The sequence below is a fragment of the Microbacterium sp. UFMG61 genome (genome assembly GCF_015354505.1).
Taxonomy (GTDB): domain Bacteria; phylum Actinomycetota; class Actinomycetes; order Actinomycetales; family Microbacteriaceae; genus Microbacterium.
The window spans coordinates 168,972-188,626 of record NZ_JACAFP010000005.1 but is presented as its reverse complement, the minus strand read 5'-3'; the positions used below and the strand labels follow the sequence as shown (position 1 = coordinate 188,626).

General features: G+C 69.2%; 18 protein-coding genes. 10 read left to right on the top strand and 8 right to left on the bottom strand.

Annotated features, from left to right (window positions below; all coding sequences use genetic code 11):
- Positions 1–48 precede the first annotated feature (48 nt).
- The 7 genes from hutH (at position 49) to IXW21_RS07620 (ending at position 8,082) form a co-directional block, all read left to right on the top strand.
- The gene (gene hutH, locus IXW21_RS07650) at positions 49–1,590 is read left to right on the top strand and encodes a histidine ammonia-lyase (protein WP_194763667.1); all 1,542 of its coding nucleotides are present in this window, start codon (positions 49–51) and stop codon (positions 1,588–1,590) included.
- Positions 1,583–3,313, top strand: a complete 1,731-nt coding sequence (gene hutU / locus IXW21_RS07645) for a urocanate hydratase (protein WP_228528287.1) — start codon at positions 1,583–1,585, stop codon at positions 3,311–3,313. The genes hutH and hutU overlap by 8 nt, the downstream gene beginning before the upstream one ends.
- On the top strand, positions 3,310–4,530 hold the full coding sequence (gene hutI, locus IXW21_RS07640) for an imidazolonepropionase (RefSeq protein ID WP_194763666.1): 1,221 nt from the start codon (positions 3,310–3,312) through the stop codon (positions 4,528–4,530). The genes hutU and hutI overlap by 4 nt, the downstream gene beginning before the upstream one ends.
- Entirely contained in the window at positions 4,511–5,416 is a 906-nt protein-coding gene (locus IXW21_RS07635) for an arginase family protein (protein WP_194763665.1), read from the top strand. The genes hutI and IXW21_RS07635 overlap by 20 nt, the downstream gene beginning before the upstream one ends.
- A 70-nt stretch (positions 5,417–5,486) precedes the next feature.
- Positions 5,487–6,530, top strand: a complete 1,044-nt coding sequence (locus IXW21_RS07630) for a Gfo/Idh/MocA family protein (RefSeq protein ID WP_194763664.1) — start codon at positions 5,487–5,489, stop codon at positions 6,528–6,530.
- 25 nt (positions 6,531–6,555) lie between these two features.
- A complete protein-coding gene (locus IXW21_RS07625) occupies positions 6,556–7,629 on the top strand; it encodes a hypothetical protein (protein WP_194763663.1) in 1,074 nt (357 codons plus the stop codon).
- A gap of 63 nt (positions 7,630–7,692) precedes the next feature.
- Entirely contained in the window at positions 7,693–8,082 is a 390-nt protein-coding gene (locus tag IXW21_RS07620) for a hypothetical protein (protein ID WP_194763662.1), read from the top strand.
- 71 nt (positions 8,083–8,153) lie between these two features.
- Here the strand turns inward: IXW21_RS07620 and IXW21_RS07615 are convergent, their stop codons facing one another.
- The gene (locus IXW21_RS07615) at positions 8,154–8,675 is read right to left on the bottom strand and encodes an AAA family ATPase (RefSeq protein ID WP_323742190.1); all 522 of its coding nucleotides are present in this window, start codon (positions 8,673–8,675) and stop codon (positions 8,154–8,156) included.
- A 14-nt stretch (positions 8,676–8,689) separates the two neighbouring features.
- Entirely contained in the window at positions 8,690–9,967 is a 1,278-nt protein-coding gene (locus tag IXW21_RS07610; protein WP_194763660.1) for a DUF445 domain-containing protein, read from the bottom strand.
- 117 nt (positions 9,968–10,084) lie between these two features.
- On the opposite strand from IXW21_RS07610, the gene IXW21_RS07605 reads away from it, so the two are divergent.
- Positions 10,085–10,375: a type II toxin-antitoxin system prevent-host-death family antitoxin gene (locus IXW21_RS07605; RefSeq protein ID WP_323742189.1), complete on the top strand. Its 291-nt coding sequence runs from the start codon at positions 10,085–10,087 to the stop codon at positions 10,373–10,375.
- A gap of 152 nt (positions 10,376–10,527) precedes the next feature.
- Positions 10,528–10,800, top strand: coding sequence for a metal-sensitive transcriptional regulator (locus IXW21_RS07600; protein ID WP_194763659.1), 273 nt, complete (start codon positions 10,528–10,530; stop codon positions 10,798–10,800).
- Positions 10,801–11,207: 407 nt separating this feature from the next.
- Here IXW21_RS07600 and IXW21_RS07595 read toward each other — a convergent pair whose 3' ends face one another.
- Together IXW21_RS07595 and IXW21_RS07590 are read right to left on the bottom strand one after the other, a co-directional pair.
- Positions 11,208–12,596, bottom strand: a complete 1,389-nt coding sequence (locus tag IXW21_RS07595) for an aspartate aminotransferase family protein (RefSeq protein ID WP_194763658.1) — start codon at positions 12,594–12,596, stop codon at positions 11,208–11,210.
- A 34-nt stretch (positions 12,597–12,630) separates the two neighbouring features.
- Positions 12,631–14,115, bottom strand: a complete 1,485-nt coding sequence (locus IXW21_RS07590; RefSeq protein WP_194763657.1) for a CoA-acylating methylmalonate-semialdehyde dehydrogenase — start codon at positions 14,113–14,115, stop codon at positions 12,631–12,633.
- Between the two features lie 98 nt (positions 14,116–14,213).
- On the opposite strand from IXW21_RS07590, the gene IXW21_RS07585 reads away from it, so the two are divergent.
- Positions 14,214–15,752, top strand: coding sequence for a PucR family transcriptional regulator (locus IXW21_RS07585; protein WP_323742188.1), 1,539 nt, complete (start codon positions 14,214–14,216; stop codon positions 15,750–15,752).
- A gap of 16 nt (positions 15,753–15,768) precedes the next feature.
- Here the strand turns inward: IXW21_RS07585 and IXW21_RS07580 are convergent, their stop codons facing one another.
- The 4 genes from IXW21_RS07580 to IXW21_RS07565 form a co-directional block, all read right to left on the bottom strand.
- Entirely contained in the window at positions 15,769–17,163 is a 1,395-nt protein-coding gene (locus IXW21_RS07580) for an aspartate aminotransferase family protein (protein WP_194763656.1), read from the bottom strand.
- On the bottom strand, positions 17,160–17,627 hold the full coding sequence (locus IXW21_RS07575) for an Lrp/AsnC family transcriptional regulator (protein ID WP_194763655.1): 468 nt from the start codon (positions 17,625–17,627) through the stop codon (positions 17,160–17,162). The genes IXW21_RS07580 and IXW21_RS07575 overlap by 4 nt, the downstream gene beginning before the upstream one ends.
- An 88-nt stretch (positions 17,628–17,715) precedes the next feature.
- Positions 17,716–18,876 carry an acyl-CoA dehydrogenase family protein gene (locus IXW21_RS07570; protein ID WP_194763654.1) on the bottom strand — a complete coding sequence of 387 codons (1,161 nt, stop codon included), beginning with the start codon at positions 18,874–18,876 and terminating at the stop codon, positions 17,716–17,718.
- Entirely contained in the window at positions 18,873–19,631 is a 759-nt protein-coding gene (locus tag IXW21_RS07565; RefSeq protein ID WP_194763653.1) for an alpha/beta fold hydrolase, read from the bottom strand. The genes IXW21_RS07570 and IXW21_RS07565 overlap by 4 nt, the downstream gene beginning before the upstream one ends.
- Positions 19,632–19,655: the final 24 nt, after the last annotated feature.

The following is a 19,655-nucleotide window of genomic DNA, read 5'->3' as shown; positions in this document are numbered from 1 at the left end:
TGCCATGACCCCCTGACGGAAGCGACCCCCGAGGTGTGGAATCGAGACATGAGTGATCCGTCCCCCGTTCTCGTCGGCGCTGCACCTCTGAGCCCTGCCGATGTCGTCGCCGTCGCCCGGCACGGCGCCCTCGTCGACATCAGTCCCGAAGCGATCGAGCGCGTCGCCGAGACCCGCCGCGTGATCGACGGACTCGCGGCCGACCCGCATCCGCACTACGGCGTCTCGACCGGTTTCGGCGCGCTGGCGACCACATTCATCGCTCCCGACCGACGGCTGCAGCTGCAGGCGAGCCTCATCCGCTCGCACGCGGCCGGCACCGGTGCCGAGGTCGAGCGCGAGGTCGTCCGCGGACTGCAGCTGCTGCGCCTGCAGACGCTCGCCTCGGGACGCACCGGCGTGCGCCCGGTCGTCGTCGAGACCTATGCGGCCCTGCTGAACGCGGGCATCGTGCCGGTCGTCCGCGAATACGGATCACTCGGATGCTCCGGAGACCTCGCTCCGCTCGCGCACATCGCCCTCGCGACGATGGGGGAGGGCGACGTCCGCACGGTGGACGGCGAGCTCATCCCGGCATCCGACGCTCTGGCCGCCGCCGGCATCGAGCCGCTCACGCTCGTCGAGAAAGAGGGACTCGCCCTCATCAACGGCACCGACGGCATGCTCGGGATGCTCGTGCTGGCGCTGCATGACCTCGAGACCCTGCTGCTCACGGCCGACATGGCCGCGGCGATGTCGGTCGAGTCGCAGCTGGGGACGGATGCGGTCTTCGCCGCCGACCTCATGGCACTGCGCCCGCAGTCGGGGCAGGCGGAGTCCGCCGCAAATCTGCGGTCGTTCCTCGGCGACTCGCCCATCGTGCACAGCCACAAGGGCCCGGAGGACGGCCGCGTGCAGGACGCGTACTCGCTGCGCTGCTCGCCGCAGGTGCACGGCGCCGCGCGTGACACCATGGGCTACGCATCGACCATCGCGGCTCGCGAACTGTCCAGCGTGATCGACAATCCGGTCATCACGCTCGACGGACGCATCGAGTCGAACGGCAACTTCCACGCAGCACCGGTCGCGGCGGTGCTCGACTTCCTGGCGATCTCGGTCGCCGATGTGGCCTCGATCGCCGAACGCCGCACCGACCGGGCGCTCGACCCGGCACGCAGCCACGGTCTGCCGCCCTTCCTGGCCGATGAGGTCGGCGTCGACTCGGGTCTGATGATCGCCCAGTACGCCGCAGCCGGCATCGTGTCCGAGCTCAAGCGCCTCGCCGTCCCGGCATCCGTCGACTCGATCCCGTCGTCGGCGATGCAGGAGGACCACGTGTCGATGGGCTGGGCCGCCGCCCGCAAGCTCCGCCGCGCGATCGACGGACTCGGCCGTGTGCTGGCGATCGAGATCCTCACCGGGGCCCGCGCGCTCGACCTGCGCGCACCGCTGCAGGCGGGTCCGGCGACCGGCGCCGTCCGCGACCTCATCCGCACCGTCGCCGCAGGGCCCGGACCCGACCGCTACCTCTCACCCGAGATGGAGGCCGTGACCGCACTCGTGCAGTCCGGCGCCGTCGCCCGCATCGCAAAGGAGCACGCGCATGACTGACCCTTCGACAAGCTCAGGGACCCGGGAGGGCTCGGGGACCCGGGAGGGCTCGGGGACCCAGGAGGGCTCGGGGAACCGGGGGCCGCGCGTGGTCCGCGCCGCCCGCGGCAACCAGCGCACCGCCAAGAGCTGGGGTGCCGAGGCCGCCAAGCGGATGCTCATGAACAACCTCGACCCCGAGGTCGCCGAGCACCCCGAAGACCTCGTCGTGTACGGCGGCACCGGAAAGGCCGCTCGCAGCTGGGAGGCGTACGACGCGATCGTCCGCACGCTCGACGAGCTCGAGCCCGACGAGACGCTGCTCGTGCAGTCGGGCAAACCGGTCGGCGTCTTCCGCACGCACGAGTGGGCGCCCCGCGTGCTGATCGCCAACTCGAACCTCGTGGGCGACTGGGCCACTTGGCCCGAGTTCCGCAAGCTCGAAGAGCTCGGCCTGATCATGTACGGCCAGATGACCGCGGGGTCGTGGATCTACATCGGCACCCAGGGCATCCTGCAGGGCACCTATGAGACCTTCTCGGCGGTCGCGCGCTCACTGGGCAGGGACTCGCTCCAGGGCACGCTGACCCTCACCGGCGGTGCCGGAGGGATGGGCGGCGCGCAGCCGCTCGCCGTGACCCTCAACGACGGCGTGGTGCTGATCGTCGACGTCGACGAGTCGCGCCTCGCGCGCCGGGTCGAGCACGGATACCTCGACGAGTACACGACCGACCTCGACGCGGCCGTCGCCCGGGTCGTCGCCGCGAAGCAGGCGGGAGAGGCCCTCTCGGTCGGCGTGGTCGGCAATGCGGCCGAAGTCTTCCCCGAGCTGCTGCGCCGCGGTGTGCCGATCGACATCGTCACGGATCAGACCAGCGCCCACGACCCGCTCGCCTACCTGCCGGTGGGCATTTCGGTCGCCGACTGGAAGGCCGAGGCCGAACGGGATGCTGAGGCCTTCACCCACCGCTCGCGCGAGTCGATGGCACAGCACGTCGCCGCGATGGTCGCGTTCCAGGATGCGGGGGCGGCGGTCTTCGATTACGGCAACTCGATCCGGGCCGAAGCGCAGCTGGGCGGCTTCGACCGGGCCTTCGAGTTCCCCGGCTTCGTGCCGGCATACATCCGTCCCCAGTTCGAAGAGGGCCGCGGGCCGTTCCGCTGGGCGGCTCTCTCGGGCGACCCCGAGGACATCTACAAGACCGACCGGGCGATCGCCGAGCTCTTCCCCGACGACAAGCCGCTGCACCGCTGGCTCGAGAAGGCCGGCTCGACCGTGCACTTCGAGGGTCTGCCCGCGCGCATCTGCTGGCTCGGATACAAGGAGCGTCATCTGGCCGGTCTCAAGTTCAACGAGATGGTCGCCTCGGGTGAGCTGTCGGCGCCGATCGTGATCGGCCGGGACCACCTCGACTCGGGATCCGTCGCCTCGCCGTACCGCGAGACCGAGTCGATGAAGGACGGTTCGGATGCGATCGCCGACTGGCCCCTGCTGAATGCGCTGCTCAACACGGCATCCGGTGCCTCGTGGGTGTCTCTGCATCACGGCGGCGGCGTCGGCATCGGCCGCTCGATCCATGCCGGTCAGGTCAGCGTCGCCGACGGTTCGGCGCTCGCCGCCGAGAAGCTCGAGCGCGTGCTGACCAATGACCCCGGCACCGGAGTCATGCGACACGTCGACGCCGGATACGAGCATGCGCGCGAGATCGCTCGCGAGCGCGGCCTGAAGGTGCCGATGCTGTGAGCGCCACGCTGATCACGAACATCGGCGAGTTGACGACCAACGTCGCCTCTCCTGAGGGAGACCGCTTCGGCACGCTGCGCGATGCCGCTGTGCTGATCGAGGGCGGACGGATCGCCTGGGTCGGATCGGTGGATGCCGCACCCGATGCCGACGAGATCATCGATGCCGGTGGTCACGCGGTCGTCCCGGGGTTCGTCGACAGCCACAGCCACCTCGTGTTCGGCGGTGATCGTGCGTCCGAGTTCGAGGCGCGGATGGCCGGTCAGAAGTATGCCGCGGGCGGCATCCGCTCGACCGTCGCGGAGACGCGAGCGGCGAGCGATGGCCAGCTGCGTGAACGCCTGCGGGAATTCGTGGACGAGATGCTCGCGCAGGGCACCACGACGGTCGAGATCAAGAGCGGTTACGGACTGAGCGTCCTGGATGAACAGCGCCTCGTGCGACTGGCCGCCGAGGTCACGCCGGAGGTCACATTCCTCGGTGCGCACGTCGTTCCGGTCGAGTACGTCGACCGTGCCGACGAGTATGTCGAGCTGGTGACGGGCCCGATGCTCGACGCGTGCGCTCCGCATGCGAAGTGGGTCGACGTGTTCTGCGAGACCGGAGCGTTCTCGGTCGCGCAGTCGCGGCGGGTGCTCGAGGCAGGAATAGCGAAGGGTCTCCTGCCCCGAGTGCACGCGAGCCAGCTCGGTCCGGGCGACGGGGCGCGTCTCGCGGTCGAGCTCGGCGCGGCGTCGATCGATCACGGCACCTACCTGACCGATGACGACATCGCAGCGCTCGCCGCCTCCGACACCGTGCTCACTCTCCTGCCCGGCGTCGAGTTCTCGACCAGGCAGCCGTATCCCGACGCGCGTCGACTGATCGACGCGGGTGTCACCGTGGCGATCGCCTGCGACACGAACCCCGGGTCGAGCTTCACATCGTCGATGCCGTTCTGCATCGCGATCGCGGTGCGCGACATGGGCATGACCCCTGCCGAGGCTGTCTGGTCGGCGACCGCCGGGGGAGCGCGGGCGCTGCGTCGTGACGATGTCGGCGTGATCGCTCCGGGCGCGCGGGCAGATCTGGTTCTGCTGAAAGCGCCGACGCGCATCCACCTGGCGTATCGGCCCGGAGTGCCCCTCGTCGATCGGGTGTGGAAGGACGGGGTCGCGGTCTTCGCGGCATCCGACGAGGCACGAGGAACGGAGAATTATGGCTCTGTCGCACGATGAGCTTTGGCCGCGCGCCGGATCCTGGCCCGCGTTCGCCGCGGGGGATGACGCGGATGCCGTGCTGATCGGCATTCCGACCTGGCGCACCTCGCTGTCGCCGACCGGCGCTCACGCGACGCCCGCCGCGATCCGTGAGGCGCTGACCCGCTACAGCGCCACGCTGATGGGCCCGCCCGTCGTCGATCTCGCCGAGGCGCTGCGCGTGCTCGATGCCGGGGATGTGGCGGAGCCCGACGGTGAAGCCGGCATCGCGGCGACGGTCGGGCGTGTGCACGAGCTCGCCGAATCCGCTCGTCTCGTGATCGCTCTCGGCGGCGACAACGCGCTGACCTACCCGGTCGCGCGGGGAGCCGGGGCCACCGGGCTGATCACGATCGATGCGCACTTCGATCTGCGCGACGGCGTGTCGAACGGCTCGCCTGTGCGGCGTCTCATCGAAGACGCCCCTGACGGCGAGCGCATCGACCCGACGCGGATCGTGCAGATCGGCATCGCCGACTTCGCGAACTCGGCGGCCTATGCGGCGCGGGCCGCTGACTGGGGCATCCGGGTCATCACGCTCGATGAGGTGCGGCGCCGGGGCATCGCCGAGGTCGTCACCGAGGCGATGGCGATCGCGGGAGCGGGCGCCGCCTCCCGCATCCATCTCGATGTCGACGTCGACGCCGCCGACCGGGCTGCAGCGCCCGGCTGTCCGGCGAGCGTCCCCGGAGGGTTCGCCGCGTGGGAGCTTCGCGCTCTCGTGCGCTCGATCGTCGCCGACCCTCGGGTGGTCAGTGCGGATATCGCCGAGGTCGATGCGACGGCCGACACCGACGACCTGCGCACGGTGCGGCTCGCCGCCCTCTGCGTGCTGGAGATGCTCGCGGGCCTCGCGACGCGCTGAGCCCGCGGGCGGCGTGAGAGTAGGCGATGTCTACGCTGGTGGCATCCCTCGATTCTCGAAAGGCTCATCGATGTCGCTGACGCTCCCTTCCCCGTCGCTGCCGGACCCGACCGCCGTCCCCGCGCTCCGGTGGGGCGTGATCGGCACGGGCATCGCCGGGAAGTTCGTGCATGCGATCCACGCGCACACCGAGCAGCGCGCGGTCGCGGTCACGGCGCGAGACCGAGTCAAGACCGAGGCGTTCGCCGCCGAGCACGGCATCGCGCGGGTGCTGCCGAGCATCGAGGCGCTCGTCGCCGACCCCGAGATCGACGTCGTCTATGTCGCCACGCCGCATCCGCTGCACCGCGAACAGGCGCTCGCTGCGATCGCCGCAGGCAAGCACGTGCTCATCGAGAAGCCGATCGCGATGTCGGCCGATGAGGCGCGCGAGATCACGGATGCCGGTCGCGCTGCAGGGGTGCTCGTCATGGAGGCGATGTGGACCAGGTATCTGCCGCAGTCCGACGTGATGCGGAAGGTTCTCGCCGACGGCGCGATCGGCGACGTGCGGCTCGTCACTGCCGACTTCGGCTTCACGATGCCCTACCTGCCGGAGCACCGGCTCTGGGATCCGGCGCTCGGTGGGGGCGCCCTGCTCGATGCCGGGGTCTATCCGATCTCCTTCGCATCGTCGGTCCTCGGCGCTCCGGCCGAGATCGTGGCCAGAGGAGACAGCGGCCCCGGGGGAGTGGATGTCAGCGCCGATGTGCTGATGTCATACGCCTCGGGCGCGCGGGCGTTCGCCAGCACCTCTCTGCAGACCGCGCTCCCCGTGAAGGCTGCGGTGCTCGGCTCGCGCGGCCGCATCGAGATCGGCAGCCCGTTCTTCGGCCCCTCGTCGATCAGCGTGACCATCGGCGGGTTCGGATCGTCTGAGACGGCCTCGTTCACGGACAACCGGTTCGAGGCCGTGCACGACGGGCTCGGATATCAGGCGACAGCTCTCGCCTCCTATGTGTCCGAAGGGCGAGTGGAGTCCCCGGTGCACACGCACGATGACGTCGTCGGCGTGATGCATGTCATCGACGTCGCGCGGGCCGCGATCAGCGCGTCCGGGTCATCCAGCGTCTGAGCATTTCCGGTACCCGACGTTCACCATGACCATCTCCGACGAACTCCTGAGAGGACCTCGAGGACGTCGCCTGTGCCTCTCCGTCGTGGTCGGTGCCGACGATGCCGTGAGGTCGGCCGTGTTCTGGCTCGGTCACCAGCTCGATCCGAATCCGGGGACGATCATCCGCTTCGGCGTCGAGGGTGGCGACGATGTCGAGGATCCCACCGTCACCGAGGCCGAGGTCGCCGACCTCATCCTCCGTTCCGATCTGACGGCGCCGATCTCTGAAGATGCGGTGAGGGATGCCATGGGCGAATCGGTCGACCACGCCCGGTACTGGCAGCACGCGGACGGAGCGGACCTCGTGGCCGCACTGCCGCGGGTGAGAGAGGCTCTGCGCCCCGTCGCCGAGCGGCTGGTCGCGGCGATGCCGGAACTGAGTGCGCCGTTCACGACGACGCAGTGGGCGGTCGACTGGCGCCCCGAGTCGGACAGCGCGCCGATCGAGCGCGACCCGGCTGCGGTTCTCGCGAGGTGGACCGCCGAGCAGCAGGCGAACGAGAGGCGGTCGATCATCGATCGGACTGCGGACCCCCGTGCCGGGGCTTCGGGGACCTGGTGGTCGCTCCCGGGGGAGCTCCTCACCACGAGAGCGCGGGTGCTGGACGCGCTCCAGTACGTCGAGGATTCCCTCGGCTGGGAGGTGGCGACCATCATCCCCGTCCGTGGGGCGGGGCGGATTCTCGAGGTGTCGTCGGGCGAGGACTGGGCCGAGCTGTGCCGCGAGTACCCGATGGATGTGACCGCCTCGCGTCGCCACGATTGGTTCTGGGTCACGGGTCGCGACGGCCGATGGGTCATCCCTGATTGGGAGAGCGTCGCGCAGCGGTGGGATGCCGTGCATCTCACGACCCTCGGATACCTCTCGGCAGCCACGCGGCTGATCGATGTCGACGACGAGCGTGCGACCGTGATCGCCGGGTGGGCGCCCGATTCCACGATGTGGCTCACCGATGCCGCGCGCGAATGGGAGGGTCCCCGTCAGCAGTGGCGCCGAGTCGAGGGCGGGGCCATCTGGGAGAGGGAACCGACGACTCCGGGCGCCGACGAGCTGTGAGGCGGTGAGCCGCGCCGAGGCGGAGGCGCCGCGACCGCCGATCGGCGACTTTACGATAGAGCCATGGACGCTCTGGAGACCCTCGCTCTCGTCGGCGAGGTGCTGTCCTGGGTGGGGTTGGGAATCGGGCTGCCGCTGCTCCTGCTGGCAATGCTGATCCGTGCGATCGAAGGCCCGTGGCACCGCATCGAGATCGCGATCGTCGAACGGGAGGGCTCGTCGTTCGCCCGCTGGTTCGCCGGGGGAGACTTTCACGAGAGGCCGCTGAAGCGCGGCGAGTCCGTGATTCCGCACGAGGGCTGGGCGCCCGGCGTCGTCAGTGCGAACGATCCCTCTCGCGCTCGCGTGGGGGATCCGCCGCATCTGCGACGAGTTGTCACGACGCTCGGGATCGTGTTCGCGGGTGTCGGCGTGATCGGTCTCGTCGGATCGTTGCTCCCGCTGTTCCTCTGACCGGAATGTCAGGTCGGACGAGTGATGAGGTCCTGGAGCTGCCGTGCGTCTCGGCCACGGCGGACCCGGTCTCAGAGGGCCGCAGCCTGCTCCAACTGCACGAGTCTCTCGCCAGGGCTCCCGGTGAGCATCGCGATCGAAGGCATGTCGCCCGCGCGTTCGAGATCGTCGAGTGCTTCGAGAAGAGCGTCCTCCATCGCCTCTCGGAGCTCCGGGTCCTCGTCGTCGGGAAGGTCGATCGGATGCCGTGGATCCAGCGGCACGACGGCGATCAGATCGATGTCGGCCATCGATGACTCGACCAGCTCGTGGGCTCGCGCGAGGAGCGCGTCGTCTCCGCGGCCGAGCATCTCGAGCGCGGTGAGGTAGGCGAGGAAGTCGAGGGGACCGCGCTCGAAGATGACGGATCTCTCGCCCGCCGACTCCCGCAGACGCGCGACCGTCACGCGCAGCTGCGCCACGAAGCAGGCCGCGCTGCTCGGATCGTGGGAGTCGATGTCGTCGAACGGGTCGCCGAGCACCGTGTACTCGGGATGTGCCGCGTGGAAGTCGGAGATCAGCGTGCTCTTGCCGCTCGCGTGAGTGCCCGACACGACGATCCGCACGGTCAGACCCCGGGAATCAGCAGGTGCGCGATCGTGAAGATGGCGAGCCCCGCAAGGGCGCCGACGAAGGTGCCGTTCAGACGGATGTACTGCAGGTCACGCCCCACCATGAGCTCGATCTTCTCGGTGGTCTCGACCGGGTCCCAGCGCTCGACGGTGTCTGTGATGATCGACGCGATGTCGTGGCGGTACCGGTCGACGAGGAACACGGCGGCATCCGACACCCAGGTGTCGACGCGGTGCTGCAGCGCGGCATCCGTCGTCAGCCTGTCGCCGACCTCCTGCAGAGCCTGGGCTGCACGCACGCGCAGGCCGCTCTCGGGGTCGGCGAGGGCGGTGAGCAGTCCGTTCTTGGCCGTGTTCCACGCCTCCGCGGCGAGGGCGCCCACTCGGGGGCTGTCGAAGAGCGACGATTTGGCGTTCTCGAGCTTCGCGCGGGTCGCCGGGTCGTTCTGCAGGCTGTCGGCGAGACGGGCGAGGTAGCCGTCGACGGCGATGCGGGCCGGATGCTGCGGATCGGCCTGCACGGCCCGCACGAACTTCACCGCCTCGTTGTAGGCGGTGTCGTCGACGAAGCGGTGCGCGAGCTTCGGCACCCACCCCGGGAGTCTCCGCGAGATGAGCCCCGAGAACGACTCGGCGTTCGCGTCCAGCCAGCGGGCGATGCTGTCGGCGGCGAGGTCGACGGCTCCATGGTGGGCATCCGCCTCGACGATCTTCTCGAGCCAGGCGCCGGCCGGCGGACCCCACTCGGGGGAGACGAGGTGCTCGCGGGCGAGGTCGGTGATGAGGTCGCGCACGTCGTCGTCGCTGAGCGCGTTGAGCACGGCTGTCGCGATCGTCGCTCCCTCAGCCGCCACACGCTCGGCGTGCGCAGGCTCACGCAGCCACTCACCGGCTCGTTTCGAGATGGCGGTGCTGGCGAGCTTGGTGCGTACGACGCTCGCCTCGAGGAAGTTCGTCTCGACGAACTCGCCGAGCGTGCGGCCGATCTCGTCTTTGCGGTTCGGGATGATCGCCGTGTGCGGAATCGGCAGTCCGAGGGGCCGCCGGAACAGCGCGGTCACGGCGAACCAGTCGGCGAGGGCACCGACCATGCCGCCTTCGGCCGCGGCGCGCACATAGGCCAGACACGGCTGCCGTTCCTGGAACGCGAACGCGATCACGAACGCGACGGCCATGAAGATCAGTGCGCCGAGGGCCACCGCCTTCATGCGGCGGAGGGCGCGCAGTCGCACCTGGTCTGCGGGCGACAGGAGCGCCATCGGGGTTCGCGGCATGACGTCATCCTTTCACGGGGATCTGTGTCCGGTCCTGTTCCGGTATGGCGGGTAGCTGGCGTATCCGCGAGCCATTCTTGGGATGTAGTTCCACGACCATCCGAGACGAGGCCCATCGTGTTCACCTTGACAGCCCGAGAGTTCAAGCGATCCGCCGCCCGCGCTCAGCGGGTCGCCGATGACCAGCCCGTGATAATCACCCGAAACGGCGCGCCCGCGTACGTGCTGCTGAGCATCGGGGAGTATGAACGGCTCCGAACTGCGGGTCCGGTCGCGGGTTCTCGGTCGTTCCTGGACATCATCCTGCCGCTGCCCGACGGGGCAGATCCCGACGATCTGTTCGGTCAGATTATGGACGAGATCGCCGCCGACAGGGCTCGCGATTTCGGGCGTGATGTCGACCTCTGACATCGGGACTGCCAGCTGAGCGATGCGCTGACCGCGCTGCACCACGGGCTGAGTCTCGTGACGCGCAACACGAAGGACTTCGAGATCCCCGGCCTCTCGGTGCTGAACCCGTTCGAGGGCTGACAGCGGCAGGATCCGAGTACCCTCGAATCGTGATCGAAGACATCAAGAAGCGCGCACTGCACCGCACCAGCATCCTCGAGGGTCAGATGCGCGGCGTCGCGCGGATGATCGAGAACGAGGAGTACTGCATGGACATCATCACGCAGTCCCGCGCGATCCAGCGTTCGCTGGAGTCCCTGAACCGTCTGCTGCTCGAGAACCATCTGCGCACGCACGTGACGCACATGTTCGAGGAGGGCGGGGAGGAGCGCGACAAGGCTGTCGACGAGCTGCTCAAGGCGTTCGACTTCGACCGCAAGTAGGGTCTGGCCGGTCGCGCTCCTCTTGTCTAGCCGCTTACGCCGCTCTTCAGAACGACGTAAGCACCCAGATTGTCGACCTTGACCCATTTTCCTGTCGTGCCGATACGGTTCGTGGTGCCGAGTTGGACCGCTCCTTTTCCAGCGGTTCGGTAAGCGCGAGCGCAGTACCCAGCGGGGACGTAGAACGCGTCGTAGTCGGTGAACCGATCGCTGAACGCTCCACGAGAGACGTATGCGGTAGACCCGGTCACGGTCGTCCCGTTCCAGTCCGTACCAACCCGGATGCAGTTTGCCCCCTGCGGGTATTGCGGGGAACACTTTCCTGATTCTGAATGCCGAGATATGGCGACGGCGGAGACGGAGCTGAGAAGCGCCACGCGCAGCAGCGGCTGCGACTCACGGCACTGTCAGCTCGTGGCTGCCTCGTCGGCGACGGCGAGAGCCTCGTCGAGCACCGTGAGGCCGCGCACCAGGTCGTCCTCGCTGATCACGAGCGGCGGCGCGACGTGCATGCGGTTGAAGTGCGTGAACGGCCAGACGCCGGCCTTCTTCGCGGCGGCGGCGAAGGCGGCGACCGGCGCAGCATCCGCTCCGCTCGCGTTGAACGGCACCAGCGGCTCGCGTGTCTCTTTGTCGCGCACGAGCTCGACGGCCCAGAACAGTCCACGGCCCCGTACCTCTCCGACGCTCGGGTGGGTCTCGACCCAGCGGCGCAGCGTCGGCTCGACGATGCGCTCGCCGAGATCGCGCACGCGCTCGAGGATGCCGTCACGGCGGAACACCTCGAACGTCGCCACACCCGCGGCGCACGCGAGCGGGTGGCCGGAGTACGTGAGTCCGCCGGCGAACGGTGTGGTGTCGAACGCCTTCGCGATGCGCTCCGAGATCACGACGCCGCCGAGGGGCACGTAGCCCGAGTTCACGCCCTTGGCGAAGGTGATGAGGTCCGGGCGCCCGCCGTAGGCGTCGATGCCGAACCACTCGCCGAGTCGGCCGAAGCCGACCATGACCTCGTCGGCGATGTAGACGATGCCGTAGCGGTCGCACAGCTCGCGCACGCCCGGCAGGTATCCGGGCGGCGGCACGAGCACACCGTTCGTGCCGACCACGGTCTCGATGATGATCGCGGCGATGGTCTGCGGCCCCTCGAGCTGGATCGTCTGCTCGAGGTGGGCGAGTGCGCGCTCGGACTCCTGCTCGGGCGTCTCGGCGTGGAACGGCGAGCGATACAGGTACGGCCCGAAGAAGCGCACGGCTCCCGAGTCGGGCGTGCCGTTGGCCCATCGACGAGGGTCGCCCGTCAGCGAGATCGCGGTCGAGGTCGACCCGTGATAGCTGCGGTACATCGAGAGGACCTTGTGGCGACCGGTCGACTGGCGGGCCATGCGCACCGCGTACTCGTTGGCCTCGGCGCCGCCGTTCGTGAAGAAGACCTTCTCGAAGCCCTCGGGCGCGACCTCGACGATGAGTCGTGCGAGCTCGCCCCGCACGTCGTTGGCCATCGCGGGCTGGATCGTCGAGAGCCGCCCCGCCTGCTGCTGGATCGCCGCGACGAGGTCGGGATGCTGGTGCCCGAGGTTCAGGTTCACCAGCTGGCTCGAGAAGTCGAGGTAGGCGTTGCCGGCGTAGTCCCAGAACGTCGAGCCCTCACCCGCGGCGACGGGGAGCGGATCGATCAGGCCCTGGGCGCTCCAGGAGTGGAAGACGTGGCCGCGGTCATCCGCGCGCACCTGCGCCTCGGCCTCGGGGGCAGGCAGCGTGTGGGATGCACCGTGGCGGTCGGTGTAGTTCGTCATGTCTCGTGTCTCCGTTCTCTGTCCGCTCGGGAGCTCAGTGGTTGCTCGGGAAGCCCAGGTCGATCTGCGAGGGCGTGTGGTCGGGCCAGCGCGTGGTGACCACCTTCGACCGAGTGTAGAAGTGCACCGACTCGGGACCGTAGATGTGCGAGTCGCCGAACAGCGAGTCCTTCCATCCGCCGAACGAGTAGGCCCCGATCGGCACGGGGATCGGCACGTTGACGCCGACCATGCCGACCTCGATGTCGAACTCGTACTGGCGGGCGGTGCCGCCGTCGCGCGTGAAGATCGCGGTGCCGTTGCCGTAGGCGTTCGCGTTGACGAGCTCGACGGCCTCGGCGTAGGTCTCGACGCGCACGACCGAGAGCACCGGACCGAAGATCTCGTCGTCATACACCTTCATGCCCGGGGCGACCTGGTCGATCAGGCTGACTCCGATGAAGAAGCCCTCGGAGTCGAACTGCGTCGTCGTGCCGTCGACCACGACCGTCGCTCCCTCGGCGGCGGCACCCGTCACGTACGAGGCGACGCGGTCGCGGTGCTCGCGGGTGATGAGCGGACCCATCTCGCTCGCGGCATCCGTGCCCGCGCCGATCGTGAGGCCCTCGATGCGCGAGGCGATCGCGGTGACCAGGTCGTCGGCGATGTCGCCGACCGCGACGAGCACCGACACGGCCATGCAGCGCTCGCCGGCCGAGCCGTACGCGGCGGAGACGGCGGCGTCGGCTGCAGCGTCGATGTCGGCATCCGGCATCACGACCATGTGGTTCTTCGCCCCGCCGAGCGCCTGGACGCGCTTGCCCGCGGTCGACGCGCGCTGGTAGATCGACCGGGCGATGGGGGTCGAGCCGACGAAGCTGATCGCGTTCACGCGCGGCGACTCGAGCAGCGCGTCGACGGCCTCCTTGTCGCCGTGCACGACATTGAGCACGCCGTCGGGAAGACCCGCCTCCTGGAAGAGCTTCGCGAGCCAGACCGACGCCGACGGATCCTTTTCGCTCGGCTTGAGCACCACGGTGTTGCCGCACGCGATCGCCGAGGCCACCATCCACAGCGGCACCATCACCGGGAAGTTGAACGGGGTGATCGCGGCGACGACGCCGACGGGCTGCTTGACCGAGTGCACGTCGACGCCACGCGAGACCTGCTCGCTGCGCTCGCCCTTGAGCAGGTGCACGAGACCGGCGGCGAACTCGACGTTCTCGATGCCGCGCGAGACCTCGCCCGCGGCATCCGAGAGCACCTTGCCATGCTCCGACGTGACGATCGCCGCGAGCTCGGGCGTGCGCTCCTTGAGCAGCTGACGCAGACGGAAGAACACGTCGGCGCGCTTGATGAGGCTCGTCTCGCGCCACGCGGGCAGAGCGGATGCCGCGGCGGCGATCGCCTCGTCGACCTCGGCGGTGGAGGCGAAGGCGACCTGCTTCGTGACCTGACCGGTGGCCGGGTCGAAGACCTGACCCGTGCGCGCCGCATCCGCGGTCTCTGCTCCATTGATGAGGTGACGGACGATGTCCACGGGGCTCCTTCGGGGTGCGGAATCCGTATCGAACACTCTGACCGAGGCGCGATACGCTGACTTCCTCCCATGATCACAGAGCGCGAGGAGAATTAACGGTGTCAGAACGTAGCGAGATCGCCGACGATCGGACAGATCGTCCGGCGAGTGCGGTCTTCCTGACGGTCGCCGACGTCCTCGCGGAGGCCGCGGTGCAGCAGGGCGAGCCCGACGTGATCGTCGGCGGCGCCGCTCTCGACGCCGCCGTGCGCTGGGTGCACGTGTCCGACAGCGTCGGAGTCGCGCGTCTGCTCGACGGCGGCGAGCTGCTGCTGACCACCGGGGCGGGGTGGCCGGTCGATGACGCCGAGCTGCGGGACTTCGCGTCGAGCCTGCATCGCGCGGACATCGCCGGGATCGTGTTCGAGCTGAAGACCGCGGGGCAGGCGGTGCCACAGCCGGTCGTCGACGTCTGCGCCACGGTGGGCCTCGCGCTCATCGCCCTCACTCACGAGGTCAAGTTCGTCGCCGTGACCGAGGCGGTGCATCATGCGCTGATCGCAGCCCAGACCGACGCCCTGCATCAGCGACAGCACCTGCACGAGCTCTTCACGACGCTGAGCCTGCAGGGGTCTCCGGCCGACGTCGTGGTGTCGGAGACCGCCCGAGCGCTCGGCGCTGCGGTGGTCCTCGAGAATCTCGCGGGCGAGGTGATCGCGACCGAGGGGCTGGGAATGCCGATCGCCGAGGTGCTCGATCGTCGTGGTGCTGCCGAGCGCGTGCCCGTGCAGGCCAGGGGAGTGCGGTGGGGCACGCTCGTCGCGCTTCCGGGCCCTGCGCACCCCGCAGGTCGCGTCACGGTGCTCGAGCAGGGCGCGACGGCCCTCGCGTTCGGATGCATCGCCGACGGCGGTGACGCCGAATGGTCGCTGCTCGCCCAGCGCGGGGTGATCGACGACCTGCTCGGCGCGCGCTTCGCCAAGGCCGAGGACATCGATGCACGGCTGCGTGCCGGAGGATTTGCACTGGCCGGGCGTCACTGTCACGGTCTCGTCGCGCGAGGCAGCGCGTCGACCAGCGAGCTCGCCTACCGTGCGCGACAGGCGGGGTTCGCGGTGATGGCCGCCCGCGTCGACGGCGACGATGCGGCGCTGCTGTCGGTGCCGGCATCCGTCGTGCTCTCCGACGAGGTGCTGCTGCGCATCGCCGGTCCCGACCGCGCGGTGTTCGTGGGGCCGGTCGCCGACGACGTGATCGGACTCCTCGGTTCACTGCGCGCGGCCCGCGACCTCGCCGACAGCGACAGAGCGGATGCCGGGGCCCGAGTGCGCCGCGTCGACGACCGCCCGCTCGAACGGCTCGTCGCGACCCTGCGCGACGACCACCGATTGCACGAGCACAGCGAGCGGATGCTGTCGCCGCTGATCCGACACGATCGTGAGCGCCGCGGCGACCTGCTCGACGTGCTCGCAGCTCTCGTCGCCCACCCGGGCAACCGCTCGGCGGCGGCCACCGCGAGCCACCTGTCGCGGTCGGTGTTCTATCAGCGCCTCACGCTGATCGGCGATCTGCTGGGCGCGGACCTCGACGACGGCGAGACGATCGCGGCGCTCCACCTCGCACTTCTCGCGAGGCGGCGCACTGCGGCATCCGGTTGAGCCCAGCCGGCCGGCGTCAGAGCACCGATTGCGCCTCGGAGAGCACGCCGCGCAGGATCTGACCGATCTCGCGGAACTCGGCGGGGCCGATCGTGAGTGGCGGCGCGAGCTGGATCACGGGGTCGCCGCGGTCGTCGGCGCGACAGTAGAGTCCGGCCTCGAACAGCGCGGGCGACAGGAAGCCGCGCAGCAGCCGCTCGGACTCGTCGTCGTCGAAAGTCTCCCTCGTGGCCTTGTCCTTCACCAGCTCGATGCCGAAGAAGTAGCCGTCGCCGCGCACGTCGCCGACGATGGGCAGATCGAGCAGGGTCTCGAGCTCGGCGCGGAACATCGGCGAGTTCTCGCGCACGTGCTCGTTGAGCCCCTCCTCGTCGAAGATGGCGAGGTTCTCGAGCGCGACCGCCGCCGACACCGGATGTCCTCCGAACGTGTAGCCGTGCGGGAACGAGACGTCGCCCTTCGAGAAGGGCTCGTAGATCCGGTCGCTGATGACCGTGGCGCCGATCGGAGAGTAGCCGCTCGTCATACCCTTGGCGCACGTGATCATGTCGGGCACGTAGCCGAGACCGGTGCACGCGAAGGTGTGACCGAGTCGACCGAACGCGCAGATGACCTCGTCCGAGACGAGCAGCACATCGTGGCGGTCGCAGATCTCGCGCACCCGGGCGAAGTAGCCGGGCGGGGGCGGGAAGCATCCGCCCGAGTTCTGCACCGGCTCGAGGAAGACGGCGGCGACCGTGTCTGCGCCTTCGAACAGGATCATCTCCTCGATGCGGTCGGCTGCCCAGCGGCCGAACGCCTCCAGGTCGTCGCTCGGGCCGCCCATCTCTGCCGCGCGGTAGAAGTTGGTGTTGGGCACGCGGAAGCCGCCGGGGGTGACCGGCTCGAACATCGACTTCATCGCCGGGATGCCGGTGATCGCGAGGGCTCCCTGCGGGGTGCCGTGGTAGGCGACCGAGCGCGAGATGACCTTGTGCTTGGTGGGCTTTCCCTGCAGCTTCCAGTAGTGCTTGGCGAGCTTGAAAGCGGTCTCGACGGCCTCGCCGCCTCCGGTCGAGAAGAACACGCGGTTGAGGTCTCCGGGTGCCTCGTCGGCGAGGCGGTCGGCGAGTTCGATCGCTGCGGGGTGCGCGTACGACCACAGCGGGAAGAACGAGAGCTCGGATGCCTGCTTCGCTGCGGCCTCGGCGAGACGACGGCGTCCGTGCCCGGCGTTGACGACGAACAGGCCCGCGAGGCCGTCGAAGTACTCCTTGCCCTTCGAGTCCCAGATGCGGTGGCCGTCACCCTTGACGATGATCGGCACACCGCTCTTCTCCACCGTGGACTGGCGCGTGAAGTGCATCCACAGATGGTCCTTGGCCATCGCCTGGAGTTCGGCCTCGGACGGTGTCGTGCGGTGCGTGCTCATCTGGTCCCCCAGTTGTAGAGCTGCTTCTGCAGCTTGGCGTAGATGAAGGTCTCGGTCGACAGCACCCCGTCGATCGGCCGGATGCGGTCGTTGATCAGCGCGAGGAGGTCTTCGTCGTCTTCGCACACGACCTCGGCGAGGATGTCGAAGGATCCGACCGTGATCACGACGTAGTCGATCGCGGGGATCTCGGCGATGGCCTCCGCGACGACCCGGGTGTCACCGGAGACGCGGATGCCGATCATCGCCTGCCGGGGGAAGCCCAGCTGCATCGGGTCGGTGACGGCGACGATCTGCATCACACCCGACTCGGTGAGGCGCTGCACGCGCTGCCGCACGGCGGCCTCGCTGAGACCCACCTCGCGGCCGATGTCGGAGTACGAGCGTCGCCCGTCCTCTTGCAGCAGCTCGATGATCGTCTTCGCGACGTCATCCAATGGAGGGTGCTTCTTCGAGGACGGCATGATGCGATCCTCGCACCGGAGCGGCCTCTCTTCAACCGATTCCGCAGAATTTTCAGTTCTGTGGCGGGGAAACCGCAGAATACTGCGATTAGGCGTCGAGCGGGCCCAGCCAGGCGCTCGCCGCGGTGGCGTGCGCCGACTCGGGATCGGACGGGTGGAACGCCCCCGCGAGCACATCGCGGTACAGCCGGGAGAGCTCGTTCGACGAGAAGTACGAGCCGCCGCCCGCGACGAGCATGGCCTGATCGACGACGTGCTTCGACATGGTGATGGCGCGGTGCTTGACGCCGGAGAGCAGGGTGAACCAGCGGGCGCCGTTGTCGACCCGCTCGTCGACCTCCCGCGCGAGCGCGGCGATCTGCGGGGGCAGAGCGTCATACGCGAGGCCCATGTCGGCGATGCGCCAGCGGATGTCGGGATCCTGGCTGTAGGCGGCGCCCGTCTTCTTCGAGCGGCGCTTCTGGGCGGTCTCGACCGCGAGATCGAGCGCGCGCCGGGCGATGCCGGTGTACACCGAGGCGAGCAGGATCTCGAAGACCGAGAAGATGCCGAACACGATCGGGTCGGGGTTCGGGCCGGGATCGATGCGGCGCACCACGTGCGCGGCATCCGCGACTGCTCCGTTCACACGGGTCGTCCTGCTCTGCGTCCCGCGCATGCCGAGGGTGTCCCAGTCGTCGCCCGTGGCGACCGCATCGGTGCGCTCGACGAAGGCGAACACGAGCTTGGGGGCGTCGGCGCTCGTGGTGTCGAGACCGTGCAGCCCGAGCCTCGTCCAGACGGGCGCGAGCGAGGTGAAGATCTTGGTGCCGGTGAACGAGTAGCCGCCATCGGCGGTCGGTACGGCATCGGTGTCGCTGCCGAACAGCACGAGGTCGTTGCCGCCCTCGCTGATGCCGAACGCGAAGACCTCGCCGGCGACAGCGCCGTCCTGCACGAATTCGAGACCCGTGACTCCGCGATCGGAGAAGACCTTGGCGACGCCCGTCCAGACGAGGTGCATGTTGATCGCGAGGGCCGTGGCCGGGGCAGCCGTGGCGAGGCGCTGCTGCAGGATCGCGGCTTCGACGAGTCCGAGCCCCGCGCCGCCGCGCTCGGTCGGCACGAGGATCGAGAGATAGCCGGCGTCGCGGAGCTCGTCGAGGTCGTCCTGCGGGAAGGTGTTGTCGCGGTCGTGGATCGGCGCGCGTTCGCGGATGCGCGCGAGCAGATCGTCGGGGAGGAACGCGGTCGGATCGAACGTGGTCATGCGAGTGCCTCTTCCAGCTGTCGGATGGTCTCCTCGGGCTTGTCGCGGTGCAACGAGTGCCCCGATCCCGGGACGACCGACATCGTGATGAGCGAGTTCGATGCGAGAACTGCCGCCGCGACATCACCCGTGAAGATGCTGTAGACCGCGGGATCCGAGGCGATCACGTGCGTGGGGACGGTCAGCCGCGCGGCATCCGCCGTGACGTCCCAAGGGGTGTTCTGCCGGCTCGTCTGCTCGACCGCCCAGGCGCTCGTACGGTGCACCGCATCGACCTTGAGCTCCCAGTCCTGGGGATGCCAGTGCGGATGCTCCTGCCGCACCAGTTCGACCCTGTTGTCGGCGAAGGCGCGCTCCTGACTCTTGCGGACGATCGCCGCATCGCGACCGCCGACGAGGATGGCGGGGTCGAGGAGCACGAGTCGGCGGGTCCAGGCGGGGGCGGATGCCGCGGCCACCGTGGCGGAGGCCCCTCCGAGCGAGTGCCCGACGACGGCATCCCACGGTCCGCCGCCGTCGGGGAGTGTCGCGACGAGGTCGGCGCCGTATGCGGCGACCGAGTAGTCGAGGGCGCGCGGCGCATCGCCGTGGCCGCGCAGATCGACCGCGGTCGCGTGCCAGCCGGCGTCAGCCAGGCCGGCGCCCACACGCCACATGAGCGCACCGGACGAGCCGAGACCGTGCACGAGGAGGACGCGGCGATCGGATGACGGGTCTCCCCAGGAGATGCGAGGCAGCGAGAGCGATGCGGGCATGCTCTCAGCCTACGACCGGGATGC